Raw genomic sequence first — 12580 nt, 5'->3', positions numbered from 1 at the left:
CTCGGCTCGCACTCCCCGAACGCGTCGACTCCGTCGACGGCGCGTGGCGGAGCAGCGACGACACCGTAGTGCTCGTCACGGGCGATCGCGGGGGACTCTCCGTCGAACTCACGGCGCGGGAGCATCTGGGGGGTGAGGGATGAGCGACGCCCGCGGGCAGGCGAACCTGCTCTCGCTGGCGGTCGCGCTCACCGCCCTGGTGTCGGCAACCGCACTGGGGCTGGTGGTCGCCGACGGGGCGTTGGCGGGAGCCGACCGCGAACCCGGCGAGCGCCGCGCCGCCGGCGCCGCGGCCGAGCGGCTCGTGAGCGCCGACGCGACGACCGTGCGGGAGAACGTGCTCGATCGGGAGACAGTCGAGGCGCTCTCCCCGTCCGACCTCGACGCGCTCGCGCCGCCGGTCGCGAACCGCTCGGTCCGGGTCCGGCTGGATGGTGAGACGATACTCGAACGCGGTGATCCCACCGGCGCGACCGTCGAGCGAGTGGTGCTCGCCGCCGAGCGCACGACGCGCTCTCGATCGGTCGCCGTCGGCGACGGCGACGGGCTCACGCTTCCCCGCCGGACCGACCGCGTCGAGCTGACGTTCGTTCCCGGGTCGACGGTGGAGACGGCCCGGGCCAACGGCCGGGTCGTGCTCCACGACCCCGGCGGGCTCGCGGGGCAGTTCGTCGTCGAACCCTCGCGGTACGAGACGGTCACGCTCACCTTCGAGGGTGGCACGGCACAGGTCGGCGTCGAGTCGCGGCCGCTGCGAACCGAGAAAGCCACCCTCCGGGTGACCGTCGATGGCTGACCGCGGCCAGCTCTCGCTCACGATGGTCGAGGCCGCCGTCGGGGTGTTGCTACTGTTCGCGGCGACGGCGACGTTCGCGCTCGGGCTGCCCGCCGCCGGCGCCGACGAGGCCCAACTCGATCGGTACGCGGAGGACGCCGGCACGGTGCTCTCCCGCGAGCCGCCCCAGCACGGCGGGCTGACCCGGCTCTCCGAGGTGACACGGTCCCAGTCGGCGTTCGAGCGCGAGCGGGCGGCACTCGCCCACCGCGTCGAGCGGATCCTGCCGGAGAACCTCATGTACCGGGTCGAGACCCCCCACGGCGCCGTCGGCTTCCGGCGTCCGACAGGCGTGCCGACGGGGCGAGCGACGGTGCCGACCGTGGGCGGCCGGGTGATAATCAGGGTGTGGTACGCGTGAGCCGGGAGACGGGGGTTCGAGGGAACGATCGCGGGCAGACGGTGCTCGTCGCGGCGGCGATGCTGGCGCTGGCACTGCTCCCGCTGGGCTTTGCGTACCTCCAACTGGGGTACCACGAGGACGTGGCGGCGTCGACGGCGCCGGAAACGCCCGGCAGCGAGACGATCCGCCTACTCGAACGCGCGGTGTACGACGCCGGCGGCGAAGCGGTCGGCCACCCGTGGCAGGGTCGAACCGGCGCGGTCGCGCAGGTAAACGCGTCGCTCGCGCCGCGGGAGCGGGAGATCGAGGCCGCACAGGTAGAACGGGGGGTCGCGGTCCGGATCGAACGCAACGGGAGCGCCGCGGACGCGTGGGCAACGGAGAACTGTCCGAGCGGTGCGGGGCGGCTGTTCGGCGACTGTGACGCGATCGGCGGGATGGTGGTTCAGGAACGAGCGGGCGAGACGCACCTGCTGGCGGTCGCGTACGACCTCCGAGTCGTCGACGACCGCGGGGAGACGGCGCTGACCGTCGTGGTCCGGGCCGACGGGTGAGAGGGGGTGACTACGCCTCGTCCTCGTCGATCTCGTCGACGACGCCCGTGGTCTCGCGTTCGGTCTCGGCGATCTCCTCACGCTCGGTCGTCGCGGGGTCTGCGTGTTCGGCCTCGCCGAGCTCCTCCATGATCGCGTCGCGGGCGGCCTGTTCGTCCTCGAACTCGTCGTCGAGGCGGTCGAGCACGCTGCCCAGCGACTCCTCCTCGGCGACCACCTCGTCGGGGGCGTCCCGGAGCTCCGCCCGGATCTCGGCGCTGTTGCTCGGGAACTTCACGTCGTCGACGGCCGACTCGAACTCCGAGAGGATCTCCTCCTGTCGCTCGCGGCGGTCGCGTTGGCGGCGTTCGGCCTGCTCGTCGGGGGGAACATCGTCGGACATACCCCAAGGTAGGGCGTCGACAGTCAAGGCAGTGGTGGCCGGCAGGAGCGTCGGGCGGCTAGTTCACTTTCCGGGCGAACACGAGGTTGCCCGAGACGTTGTTGACCCGGGCGCGCACCGTCTCGCCCTCCTCGGCGCCGGAGACGAACATGGTGTAGTCGCCGCGCTTGGCGACGCCGTCGCCCTTCCGGCCGGTGTCGGTGATCTCGACCTCGTACGTCTCGCCCTCCTCGATGTCGGTGGTGGTCTCCTGACTGCTGCTCGTGGACTGCTTGGTGACCGGGCGGAACGCCCCACACGCCTCACAGCGCAGCATCATCGTGCCGTCCTCGTTGACCAGCCGGGTGTCGGGGAGGCCACACTCCGAACAGCGGACGAACTCCTCGATGTAGCTGTCGATGGCGGCCTGGATGTCCCGCTGGGAGAAGCTCCCGTTGTAGCGCGAGCGGCCGTCCTCGAACTGGCCGGCGGTGCCGAGCTCGCTCTGGATCTCACGGTGGAGGTGTTCGGACTCCCGGGAGAGCGCATCGGCGATCTCCTTGAGGTTGGTAAAGCGGGTGAACGCCCCGTCTTTCTGTACCTGCGGGTCGGGGACGCTGAGTCGCTCGTCGCTCCCGCCCAGTTCGGGCACGTTCTCGAGCGCCCGATCGAGTTGCTCCTCGTACTCCATACCCGTGATAACCGGCGGAGGAGGTTTATGACTTCCGAGGGGACGGCGAGTACATTCTGACCAACGCGTGCGCGAGCGCGGGCGTAAACGGGGGTGTGACCGTCGCTCCGCCGGGTCTGGGGAAACTACTTAACGGGTGCGACCCAACTTCCCCGGTGTGAGCAAGATCACCTTCCGCGCCGACGACGCGCTCGTCGAGCAGCTGGACGCGCTCGACGCGTCCAAAAGCGAGGTGATGCGCGAGGCGCTGCGGGAGTTCCTCGACCGCCACCCCGACGTGGGCGGCCAGCGGGAGGTGACGGGAGACGCCAGCGGCGAGCAGTCGGCGACGGCCGACGACGAACGGGCGGCGACAGCCGACAACAAACGGGCGGCAACGGCGCCCGAACTCACCGTCAACATCAACCTCGACGGTGAAGCGAGCGTCGACGGTGCCGACGGGACGAACGTCGACGTCGCGACGGAGACGGCGGACGACGAAGAAGCGTGTAAACAGTGCGGAGCGGCCGTGAGCGCCGACCACTCGTTCTGCCCCAACTGCGGCGAGGAACGCCGGCAGCAGGCACACTGCGAGTGCGGCGAGGAAATCCGCTCGGACTGGACGTTCTGCCCGGGCTGTGGCCGCCGCAGTCCGACCTCCGAGCTGTTCGACCGGGCGTAGCCCGTGTCTGACAGCGCCGTCCGATGTCTTACATCCGGGCGAAACCGGCGGAAGCTTTTTATCAGATAGCTACGTTGGTGTGCACGCGTAAGACGGTCGTCTTACAGAGCCGGCGGGGCGGGGAACCCGGCCGGACGGGACTGTAGGCGACGGCTCGCGCCGGTTCGTCTTACCGGGGGAAACCAACATGGAGCGTGTCACACTGCGAATTCCACGACAGCAGGTCGAAGAGGTCGAACAGATGGTCGAGACTGGGGAGTTCCCCAACCGTAGCGAAGCGATTCGCTCGGCCGTCCGCGAGATGATCGACGAGAACGACACGGCCGACGGCGGCCGTGATCGCAGCTGGGCCAAGGTGTAATACATGCAGGACATCGTTCAGGACGCACTCGACAACGCGGAGGCCGAGCAGCGATCGATGCAGGACATCGACACCGACGACGACGAGTTCGGGGATCCCCGGATCGTCATCGTCGGTGCCGGCGGGGCGGGGAACAACACGATCAACCGCCTCTACAACATCGGCGTCGAGGGCGCCGAGACCATCGCGATCAACACGGACAAGCAGCACCTGAAGATGATCGAAGCCGACACGAAGATCCTCGTCGGCAAGTCCCTCACTCAGGGGCTCGGTGCGGGCGGCGACCCCGAGATGGGCGAGCGCGCCACCGAGATGGCTCAGGGGACGATCAAGGAGGTGCTGGGCGACGCGGACCTCGTGTTCGTGACCGCCGGCATGGGCGGTGGCACCGGTACCGGTGCCGCGCCCGTCGTCTCGAACATCGCCAAGGAGCAGGGTGCGATCGTCGTCGGGATGGTTTCGACGCCGTTCAACGTCGAGCGCGCCCGTACCGTGAAGGCCGAAGAGGGGCTGGAGCGGCTGCGCGACGAGGCGGACTCGATCATCGTCCTCGACAACAACCGACTGCTGGACTACGTCCCGAACCTGCCGATCGGGAAAGCGTTCTCCGTGATGGACCAGATCATCGCGGAGACGGTCAAGGGCATCTCGGAGACCATCACCCAGCCCAGCCTGATCAATCTGGACTACGCGGACATGTCCACGATCATGAATCAGGGTGGGGTCGCGGTGATGCTGGTCGGCGAGACCCAAGACTCCAACAAGACCGACGAGGTGGTCAACGACGCGATGAACCACCCCCTGCTGGACGTGGACTACCGCGGCGCCACCGGCGGCCTCGTCCACATCACCGGCGGTCCCGACCTCACGCTGAAGGAGGCCGAGGGGATCGCCGACAGCATCACCGAGCGGCTGGAGGCCAGCGCCAACGTCATCTGGGGCGCCCGGATCCAGGAGGAGTACAAGGGGAAAGTGCGGGTCATGGCCATCATGACCGGCGTCCAGTCGGCGCAGGTGCTCGGGTCGGGCACGCAGCAGCAGGCCAACGAGTCCCGGCGCGCGCTCAACGAGGACGACCTCGAGAACGTCGACTTCGACGCCAAGAGCAACGCACAGCAGGCGACCCAGCGCGGCGGCGCGGCCCGGGACGGCGGCGGCCGCGACCACGACGACAGCGACAGTAACGTCGACGTCATCCGCTGACGCGGCGCCGTTCTCCCGTTTTTCGCCCCCGACCAGCCGTGGCTACACCACGTCGCCGCGGACGGTCGCCCCGTCCTGCTTCTCGCGACGCTCTCGGACTGCCTCGGCGGCGGCTCGGGCGTCGTCCTCGTCGGCGCCGAGCATCTCCAGCGCCCCGGGTAGCGTCGGGAAGGCGAGTTCGCCCGCCCGGAGCTTCTCGATCGTCTCCGTCTCGCGCTCGCCGTCGGTCCAGAGGCAGGCCCCACGAGGGTCGAGCACCTGTTCGTAGGCATCCCGATCCAGCGCGCCCTGCAGCCGCTGGGTGACGTTGTCGCCGAAGGGGGCGTTACACACTTCGAGGTGGATCGGCTCGTCGGGATCGGTGAGGTGGGCGGCGAGACACTTCTCGGGTGCAGCGTAGCCGTTCTCGCTGGCACGCAGGCAGTCGGGGAACTGTTCGGCCCACTCGGCGCGGACGGTGCTGCCGACGCCTTTCACGCCGTACTCCCGCTCGAAGCGGTCGGCGGCCTCGTCGTCGCTCTCCAGCAGGATGTCCTTCGTGAGGTAGACGTCGAGGCGGTCGACGGGGTCGAGCCCGAGCGCGGCGTCGCCGTAGAGCCAGACCTCTCGGACCGGCACGGGCATCGTATCGGACTCGATCGTGTCGAGCAGGCGCTCGATTCGGTCGAGCGCGGCGGCACGCTCCATGCGGCAGGAGAACGGGGCCGCGAGCAAGAGGCTGACGCTGTCGTTATTCGCCGACTAACTCCAAGACCGCGTCCACGTCGTTTCCGACCGGCTCGGGGTCGTCACTGGCGGCGGTCGCGGCCTCGGGGTCCTTCAGCAGGTGGCCGGTGGTCAGACAGACCACGCGCTCGTCGGCGTCGATCTCGCCGCGTTCACGGAGCTCCCTGAGGCCGGCGATCGAGGCGGCAGAGGCGGGTTCGACGCCGATTCCCTCACGTGCGAGCTCGCGCTGGGCCTCGGTGATCTGCTCGTCCGTGACGGCGACGGCAGTCCCCCCTGTCTCTCGCACGCCGGGCAGCGCCTTCGGCGCGTTCACGGGCTCGCCGATCCGGATCGCGGTCGCCCGGGTCTCGACGTGGTCCCAGCGCTCGACGCCCTCGGCACCGCTCTCGATCGCCTCGACGAACGGGGCGGCGCCAGCCGCCTGGACGCCCGTGAGCTTTGGAACGTCCGCACGCGCGAGCGCGCCGGCCTGCACGAGTTCGCGGAAGCACTTGTACAGCGCCGCGGTGTTGCCCGCGTTCCCGACCGGGAGCACGATCCGGTCCGGGAAGCCGCCCTCCTCGTCGCGGAAGCGTTCGAGGATCTCGAGGCCGATCGTCTTCTGCCCCTCCAGCCGGAATGGGTTGAGGGAGTTCAGCAGGTACGCCTCGCCGCGGTTGGCGAGTTCCTGGACGATGTCGAGGCAGTCGTCGAAGTTGCCGTCGACTTCGAGGATGCGCGCGTCGTGGATCGCGGCCTGTGCGACCTTCCCGGCGGCGACCTTCCCGGCGGGGAGGAGGACGAGCGTCTCGAGGTCGGCGCGGGCGCCGTAGGCCGCGAGTGCGGCGGAGGTGTTCCCCGTCGACGCGCAGGCCAGCCGATCGACGCCGACGGCGGCGGCGGCGCCGACGCCGACGGTCATGCCGCGATCCTTGAAGCTCCCCGTCGGGTTCATCCCCTCGTGTTTGACGCGGAGGCGGTCGAGTCCGAGATCGGCCTCGATCCCGGGCACCTCGTAGAGGGGCGTGTCGCCCTCGGGGAGGCTCACCCCCGCGGGGTTCTCGGGATCGACGGGGCCAGTGCGGCCCGTCTCGAAGGGGAGCGCGTCGGCGTAGCGCCAGACGCCCCGGCCGGAGAACTCGTCCCAGTCGGGCAGGTCGGCGTAGCGGACTTCGAGCAGGCCGCCGCAGTCGTCACACGCGTACCGCACCGCCGCGAACGGGGGGTAGGTGGCGCCGCAGTCGATACAGGCCAGCCAGCAGTCGGCGTCGACGCCGTCGGGCCGGGTCGGCGCCGGGGCGTCGAGCGAGAGCGCGTCGGTCATCGGAACGGACTGGGAGCGCGGGGGAGAAAAGTGGGCCGACGATCAGTCCCGGCCGAACTCGTCGATGCGCTCGTGGACGCGCTCGACCCACTCGTCCAGCGCCTCGTGGAGCATCCCCTTGGCCTCGGGGAGCGGGACGGCGGTGTACTCGTACACGTAACCGCCGGGGTCGAGCAGGCGGCGCCGGCGCTCGACCAGCCCCTTCTCCAGCAGCGCCGTCAGCGAGCGGTTGACGTTGCTTCGGTCGCGGTCGAGCTCGTCGGCCAGCTCCGCGACGGTGCTGTCGGGGCTGTCCAGCAGGAGGAGGTACGTCCGGCTCTCGGGGGCCTGCACGCCGAACACGCAGGAGAGGATCGCCCGGAAGTCGGGGGAGTCCGTCTCGACGAGGTCGGGGATCGCCGGGCTGCTCGCGGTGTCGCTCATACCGGCGGTCGGCCGTCCGGCGCTAAAAGCCGAGTGGCACCGGCACCGGTCGTGTGCCGTGGGAACACGGACTGCGTGGACTTATGTGGCCGCACGACGTTCGTTCCGGCGAGAAGATGGAGGAGAGCATCGCCGGCTTCAAACAGCGCGGCTCGTGGGGCGACATCGTCGAACACGGCGAGCGGATCAGCCGTGCGCTCCGGGACGCCGGCGTCGACGGCGAGGCGTTCGAGGAGTGGGACGAGTGGCGCCCGAAGGCACACGAGACCCTCGGCGAGGACGTCGAGGAGAAGACCGCCGAGCAGGCCAGCATCAAGGAAGGCCCCGGCGAGCGCGAGGGGAAGGGTCCCGAGGACGACATCAAGTCCGCGGGCGAGAAGCTGACCGAGTCCTACGAGAAAGTCGAGGAGGGCGACAACGGCGGCGCGATCGAGCGCTGGCAGGACTCCATCGACTACGCCACCCGCGCGGCGGACTCGGCGGGCCGGAAGGCGATCCGGACCGTCGAGGACACCGTCTACCGGAAAGTGATGACCCAGCTCGCGCCGTACTACTTCGACAACGAGCTGATCAGCGCGAACGTCCAGCGCAGCTCCCGTGGCGACGGGACCGAGTTCGTCTTCGAGGTGAACGTCAACGACGACGAACTCAAAGACGAGGTCAGCGAGCGGCTCGCGCAGTACGACGACGAGGTCGATCGCTGGCACGTCGACACCGAGAAGCAGGTCGAGACCGCCGAGGCCGCCGAAGGTGCGGAGTTCTCCTCGCCCGATAACGAAGGGAGTTCCAAGTCGACGACGAACTAAGGCTGGGCCCTCAGCCGCGACATTCGTCGTCGGCTTGGAAGAAGTCGACGACGAACTGAGGCTGCGACGGCGACCACAACCGATTTCTCCGTTCTCCCGAGGGATGTCACCGTGACCGACTGGACCGAACGCGGCGAGCCGATCCCCGTCGAGACCGTCCTCCGCGAGTGGGTCGAGCGCGAGGCCCGGAAGGACGCCTACCCCGACGCCGACCCGGCCGGCTGGGACCGCGAGCGACTCCTGCGGGAACTCACCGAGACGTACGAGGAGCCCGCCGAGCCGGTCGTCGACGGCCGGGAGTGGTACGCCGTCGAACTCGACGGCGACGAGGTAGGGGAGTTGGGGACGTTCCCGGGGTCGGGGTGGGAGTGGCTCTCCGCGGACGGCACCGTCGCGGGCGCGGTCGAGCGGCTGGACGACGGGTCAGTCGCCGCGGAGGTCCCCGGGGCGGCCGAGAAAGTTGCGTGGTTCGCCGAGCGTCCCGCCCGGGCGTTCGGTGCCGCCGTCGCGTGGCAGCGCGACGGCGAGTGGCCGCCGCTGCTGCTCGACGGGAACCACCGGGCCTGCGGCGCCTATCGGGCGGCCCGGAGCGGTGAGACCGTCTCGCTCACCGTCCACCTCGGGGTCGAAACCGGCCCCTGAGCGCACGGATGAACAGCGTTTTACGTCGAGCGAGGGAACTGGCGGCCACTATGGGGAAGAAATCGAAAGCGCAGAAGAAGCGACTCGGGAAGAAGGAGCGACAGAACTCTCGCGTGCCCGCGTGGGTCATGATGAAGACCGACATGGAAGTCACCCGCAACCCGAAGCGGCGCAACTGGCGGCGGTCTAACATCGACGAGTAATGAGCGCGAGCGACTTCGAGGAGCGGGTCGTCACCGTCCCGCTCCGCGACGCGAAGAAGGCTCCGAAGCAGGAACGGGCCGACGCCGCGATGGCGATCGTCACCGAGCACCTCGCGACCCAGTTCTCCGTCGAGGAGGAGGAGGTCCGTCTGGACCCGGCCGTCAACGAGGCCGTCTGGGAGCGCGGGCGAAGCAAGCCCCCGAGCTCGATCCGCGTGCGGGCCGCACGGTTCGACGAGGACGGCGAGACGGTCGTCGAAGCCGAGCCGGCGGAGTAACACGCCGTGTTCCGCGCGGCTTTCGCCGGCTCCTCGTACGTCGGGGTGTTCGCGCGAGCGACCGAGGACTGTCTGCTGATCCGTCCCGACGCCGAGGAGGACGTGATCGAGGGGATGACCGACGAGCTCGGCGTCGACGCCCTGCCGACCACCGTCGCCGGCTCCAACACCGTCGGCGCGCTGGCGGTCGGCAACGAGAACGGCCTGCTCGTCTCGGGCCGGGTCACCGAACGCGAGCGCGAGCGCATCGAGACGGCGACCGACAAGCCCGTCTACGGGCTGCCGGGGAAGATCAACGCCGCCGGCAACGTCGTGCTCGCCAACGACAGCGGCGCGTACGTCCACCCGGACCTGACCGACGAACAGGTCGGCGTCGTCGAGGAGGCGCTCGCGGTCCCCGTCGAGCGCGGCTCGCTGGGCGACGTGGACACCGTCGGCACCGCCGCGGTCGCCACCAACGAGGGCGTGCTCTGTCAGCCCGACGCCCGCGAGGCCGAACTGGAGACCGTCGAGTCGCTGCTCGACGTGTACGCCGACGTGGGGACGATCAACTACGGTGCGCCCCTCGTCGGCTCGGGGCTGGTCGCGACCGACGAGGGCTACGTCGTCGGGCAGGATACCACCGGGCCGGAGCTGGGCCGCATCGAGGACACGCTGGGCTACCTGGACTGAGCCGCGGGGAGCGACCGGGAGTGACAGCCGTGTCACTCCCGCGAAGCTCGATGCCGTGGCTCGACTGCGCCCACCGCTACCGAGCGAGTACCCTTTCGGAAGCTACTTCCCGCTCGCCCGGCCATTTTCGGCTATGAGTCAGTTTACTGTGAGCGGTACGTTCGAGGCCCGGGACGGGCGGCAGGCCTTCGAGCGGAGCGTCGACGCCGAGAACGAGTCGGTCGCCGAGGAGCACGTGCTCTCCCAGTTCGGCGCGGAGCACAACCTCCAGCGCACGCAGATCGAGATCGAGGAGGTGACCGCCGCATGATGGGTGGTGGCCAGCAGCAGCTGCAGCAGCTCTCCCAGGAGCTGGAGGAGCTCGACATCGAGATCGAGGAGAAGGAAGCCGAGATCGAGGAGTTCCAGGAGGAGAAGGCGGGCGTCGACGACGCCATCGAGGCGATCGAGACGCTCGACAGCGGCTCGACGGTGCAGGTGCCCCTCGGCGGCGGCGCGTACGTCCGCGCGGAGGTTCAGGACATCGACGAGATCATCGTCGACCTCGGCGGCGGCTACGCGGCCGAGCAGGAGCAGGGCGACGCCATCGACGCCCTCGAGTCGAAGAAGGAGTCCCTCGACGACCGCATCAGCGAGGTGCGCGAGGAGATCACCGAGCTCGAGGAGGAGAGCGCCGAACTCGAACAGCGCGCCCAGCAGATGCAGCAGCAGATGCAGCAGCAGCAGATGCAGCAGATGCAGCAGCAGGGCGAGGACGGCGGTCAGTAAGGCCCCATGTTCGACGGACTGAAGGATAAGCTCGGCTCGTTCCGCGACGACGTCGAGGAGGAGGTCGAGGAGAAGGAGGCCGAAGCCGAGGCTGCGGCGGAAGCCGAGGCGGACGAGGCTGAACCGGCGACGGAGGCCGACGAGGACTCGACCCCCGCCGCGGCGCCGGACCGCGAGTCGAGCGACGAGGCGGACGACGACGGCGGCCCCGGCCGGCTGCGGCAGGCCGCCGCCTTCGCGACCGGGCGGGTCATCATCGAGGAGGAAGACTTAGAGGAGCCGCTCTGGTCGCTGGAGATGGCGCTTTTAGAGAGCGACGTGGAGATGAGCGTCGCCGAGGAGATCCTCGACGCGGTGCGCGAGCAGCTGATCGGGGAGACCCGAAAGCAGGTCGACACCACCGCCGAACTGGTCGAGGAGGCGCTGCACGACGCGCTGGTCGACGTGATCTCCGTCGGCCAGTTCGACTTCGAGCAGCGCATCGCCGAGGCCGACAAGCCCGTGACGATCGTGTTCACGGGCGTCAACGGCGTCGGCAAGACCACCTCGATCGCCAAGATGAGCGAGTGGCTGGGCAAGCGCGGCTACAGCTCCGTCCTCGCGAACGGCGACACCTACCGCGCCGGCGCGAACGAGCAGATCGAGAAGCACGCCGAGAACGTCGGCCGGAAGGTGATCTCCCACGAGCAGGGCGGTGACCCTGCCGCGGTCATCTACGACGGCGTCGAGTACGCCGAAGCCAACGACGTGGACGTGGTGCTGGGCGACACCGCCGGCCGCCTGCACACCTCCAACGACCTGATGACCCAGTTGGAGAAGATCCACCGCGTGGTCGACCCCGAGATGACGCTGTTCGTCGACGAGGCCGTCGCCGGACAGGACGCGGTCGAGCGCGCGAAGGAGTTCGACGACGCCGCGGAGATCGATGGCACGGTGCTGACGAAGGCCGACGCCGACTCCTCCGGCGGCGCCGCGATCTCGATCGCCCACGTGACGGGCAAGCCCGTCCTCTTCCTCGGCACCGGGCAGGGGTACGACGACATCCGGGCGTTCGACCCCGAGGCGCTGGTCGACGAGCTACTCGCCGACGAGGAGTAGCGCCGCCCCGGTCTCAGTTCTCGCAGGCAGTACACGCGATCAGCTCGTCCCTGCGCCGCGCGAGCACACCGTTGCCCAGTGGCATCGCCGCCGACACGTCGTCGATCCGCCAGCGCTCGCTCCCGTCGGCGAGATCCAGCGCGACGACGCCGTCCGCACCGACGAGCACGCTGTCGCCGACGACCGCTGGCCGGTCCGGGCTGTCGAGGTCGGTCGACCACTGCTTCTCGCCGGTGTCGCGGTCGATCCCGTGAACCGTTTCGCCGTCCGAGAGGGCGAGCCGCGCCCCGAGCCCCGCGGGCGGGGGGAACGCCGGCCGGTCGTCCCGCGTCGCCGTCCTCCACTGGCGCTCCCCGGTCGCGGCGTCGAGCGCCACGAGTTCGGACTTCACGGGGACGAGCAGGAGCGAGCCGCTCCGAGCGGGCGCCCGGAACGCGCGCAGTCCCGGCACCGACCACAGAATCTCGCCGTCGCGCCTGTCGAGCGCGTACACCCCGCGGTCGCTCTCGCTGGTGACAGTGACGTACACTCGCTCCTCGTCGACCGCCGGCGGGTAGGGGGTCGCCGGAGCCTCCTCGGGGTCGCCGAACGGCTGGCGCCAGCGCTCCCCGTTTCCCACCTCGTAGGCGTACGCGCCGTCGGCGTCGCC

The 12580-nt window shown here is 69.7% G+C and carries 21 protein-coding genes; 15 read left to right on the top strand and 6 right to left on the bottom strand.

Annotation, left to right across the window (positions count from 1 at the left end):
- From ACFR9S_RS16205 to ACFR9S_RS04665, 4 genes are all read left to right on the top strand, one after another.
- The coding region (locus tag ACFR9S_RS16205; protein ID WP_459077187.1) for a DUF7266 family protein at positions 1 to 143 on the top strand (143 nt) is incomplete at its 5' end.
- The gene (locus ACFR9S_RS04675; RefSeq protein ID WP_379818162.1) at positions 140 to 796 is read left to right on the top strand and encodes a DUF7263 family protein; all 657 of its coding nucleotides are present in this window, start codon (positions 140 to 142) and stop codon (positions 794 to 796) included. The genes ACFR9S_RS16205 and ACFR9S_RS04675, both read left to right, overlap by 4 nt.
- On the top strand, positions 789 to 1196 hold the full coding sequence (locus ACFR9S_RS04670; RefSeq protein WP_379818161.1) for a DUF7262 family protein: 408 nt from the start codon (positions 789 to 791) through the stop codon (positions 1194 to 1196). The genes ACFR9S_RS04675 and ACFR9S_RS04670 overlap by 8 nt, the downstream gene beginning before the upstream one ends.
- Positions 1193 to 1732: a DUF7261 family protein gene (locus ACFR9S_RS04665; protein WP_379732025.1), complete on the top strand. Its 540-nt coding sequence runs from the start codon at positions 1193 to 1195 to the stop codon at positions 1730 to 1732. The genes ACFR9S_RS04670 and ACFR9S_RS04665 overlap by 4 nt, the downstream gene beginning before the upstream one ends.
- 10 nt (positions 1733 to 1742) lie before the next feature.
- Here ACFR9S_RS04665 and ACFR9S_RS04660 read toward each other — a convergent pair whose 3' ends face one another.
- Entirely contained in the window at positions 1743 to 2114 is a 372-nt protein-coding gene (locus ACFR9S_RS04660; protein ID WP_379732024.1) for a hypothetical protein, read from the bottom strand.
- Between the two features lie 58 nt (positions 2115 to 2172).
- Complete coding sequence (locus ACFR9S_RS04655) at positions 2173 to 2784, bottom strand: translation initiation factor IF-2 subunit beta (RefSeq protein ID WP_379732023.1); 612 nt, start codon at positions 2782 to 2784, stop codon at positions 2173 to 2175.
- A gap of 157 nt (positions 2785 to 2941) precedes the next feature.
- Here ACFR9S_RS04655 and ACFR9S_RS04650 point away from each other — a divergent pair, with 157 nt between their 5' ends.
- The 3 genes from ACFR9S_RS04650 to ftsZ all read left to right on the top strand — a co-directional run bounded on the left by ACFR9S_RS04650 (position 2942) and on the right by ftsZ (position 5009).
- On the top strand, positions 2942 to 3445 hold the full coding sequence (locus ACFR9S_RS04650; protein WP_379732022.1) for a double zinc ribbon domain-containing protein: 504 nt from the start codon (positions 2942 to 2944) through the stop codon (positions 3443 to 3445).
- A 187-nt stretch (positions 3446 to 3632) separates the two neighbouring features.
- Complete coding sequence (locus ACFR9S_RS04645) at positions 3633 to 3806, top strand: ribbon-helix-helix domain-containing protein (protein WP_379732021.1); 174 nt, start codon at positions 3633 to 3635, stop codon at positions 3804 to 3806.
- 3 nt (positions 3807 to 3809) lie between these two features.
- Positions 3810 to 5009, top strand: coding sequence for a cell division protein FtsZ (gene ftsZ / locus ACFR9S_RS04640; protein WP_379818160.1), 1200 nt, complete (start codon positions 3810 to 3812; stop codon positions 5007 to 5009).
- A gap of 42 nt (positions 5010 to 5051) precedes the next feature.
- Here ftsZ and ACFR9S_RS04635 read toward each other — a convergent pair whose 3' ends face one another.
- The 3 genes from ACFR9S_RS04635 to ACFR9S_RS04625 are packed head-to-tail and all read right to left on the bottom strand — an operon-like array spanning position 5052 to position 7464.
- Positions 5052 to 5696, bottom strand: a complete 645-nt coding sequence (locus tag ACFR9S_RS04635; protein WP_379732095.1) for a DUF7095 family protein — start codon at positions 5694 to 5696, stop codon at positions 5052 to 5054.
- Between the two features lie 43 nt (positions 5697 to 5739).
- On the bottom strand, positions 5740 to 7041 hold the full coding sequence (thrC, locus tag ACFR9S_RS04630) for a threonine synthase (protein ID WP_379818159.1): 1302 nt from the start codon (positions 7039 to 7041) through the stop codon (positions 5740 to 5742).
- A gap of 42 nt (positions 7042 to 7083) precedes the next feature.
- A complete protein-coding gene (locus ACFR9S_RS04625; RefSeq protein WP_379732098.1) occupies positions 7084 to 7464 on the bottom strand; it encodes a helix-turn-helix domain-containing protein in 381 nt (126 codons plus the stop codon).
- Positions 7465 to 7580: 116 nt separating this feature from the next.
- Here ACFR9S_RS04625 and ACFR9S_RS04620 point away from each other — a divergent pair, with 116 nt between their 5' ends.
- The 8 genes from ACFR9S_RS04620 to ftsY all read left to right on the top strand — a co-directional run bounded on the left by ACFR9S_RS04620 (position 7581) and on the right by ftsY (position 11931).
- A complete protein-coding gene (locus ACFR9S_RS04620; RefSeq protein ID WP_379732099.1) occupies positions 7581 to 8270 on the top strand; it encodes a DUF5828 family protein in 690 nt (229 codons plus the stop codon).
- A 111-nt stretch (positions 8271 to 8381) separates the two neighbouring features.
- Positions 8382 to 8912, top strand: a complete 531-nt coding sequence (locus tag ACFR9S_RS04615) for a hypothetical protein (RefSeq protein ID WP_379818158.1) — start codon at positions 8382 to 8384, stop codon at positions 8910 to 8912.
- A gap of 50 nt (positions 8913 to 8962) precedes the next feature.
- Positions 8963 to 9115 carry a 50S ribosomal protein L39e gene (locus ACFR9S_RS04610; RefSeq protein WP_049981178.1) on the top strand — a complete coding sequence of 51 codons (153 nt, stop codon included), beginning with the start codon at positions 8963 to 8965 and terminating at the stop codon, positions 9113 to 9115.
- The gene (locus ACFR9S_RS04605; RefSeq protein ID WP_379732532.1) at positions 9115 to 9393 is read left to right on the top strand and encodes a 50S ribosomal protein L31e; all 279 of its coding nucleotides are present in this window, start codon (positions 9115 to 9117) and stop codon (positions 9391 to 9393) included. The genes ACFR9S_RS04610 and ACFR9S_RS04605 overlap by 1 nt, the downstream gene beginning before the upstream one ends.
- 6 nt (positions 9394 to 9399) lie before the next feature.
- A complete protein-coding gene (locus ACFR9S_RS04600) occupies positions 9400 to 10065 on the top strand; it encodes a translation initiation factor IF-6 (protein WP_379818157.1) in 666 nt (221 codons plus the stop codon).
- Positions 10066 to 10198: 133 nt separating this feature from the next.
- Complete coding sequence (rpl18a, locus tag ACFR9S_RS04595; RefSeq protein ID WP_379732530.1) at positions 10199 to 10375, top strand: 50S ribosomal protein L18Ae; 177 nt, start codon at positions 10199 to 10201, stop codon at positions 10373 to 10375.
- Entirely contained in the window at positions 10375 to 10833 is a 459-nt protein-coding gene (pfdA, locus tag ACFR9S_RS04590; RefSeq protein ID WP_379732529.1) for a prefoldin subunit alpha, read from the top strand. The genes rpl18a and pfdA overlap by 1 nt, the downstream gene beginning before the upstream one ends.
- 6 nt (positions 10834 to 10839) lie before the next feature.
- Positions 10840 to 11931 carry a signal recognition particle-docking protein FtsY gene (ftsY, locus tag ACFR9S_RS04585; protein ID WP_379818156.1) on the top strand — a complete coding sequence of 364 codons (1092 nt, stop codon included), beginning with the start codon at positions 10840 to 10842 and terminating at the stop codon, positions 11929 to 11931.
- Between the two features lie 13 nt (positions 11932 to 11944).
- Here ftsY and ACFR9S_RS04580 read toward each other — a convergent pair.
- Positions 11945 to 12580, bottom strand: a 636-nt coding sequence (locus tag ACFR9S_RS04580; protein ID WP_379818155.1) for an outer membrane protein assembly factor BamB family protein, incomplete at its 5' end; no start/stop codon positions are given.

This window comes from Halolamina salina (genome assembly GCF_042678005.1).
Classification (GTDB): domain Archaea; phylum Halobacteriota; class Halobacteria; order Halobacteriales; family Haloferacaceae; genus Halolamina; species Halolamina salina.
The sequence above is the reverse complement of the archived record's forward strand: the minus strand, read 5'-3'. Positions and strand labels throughout refer to the sequence as shown.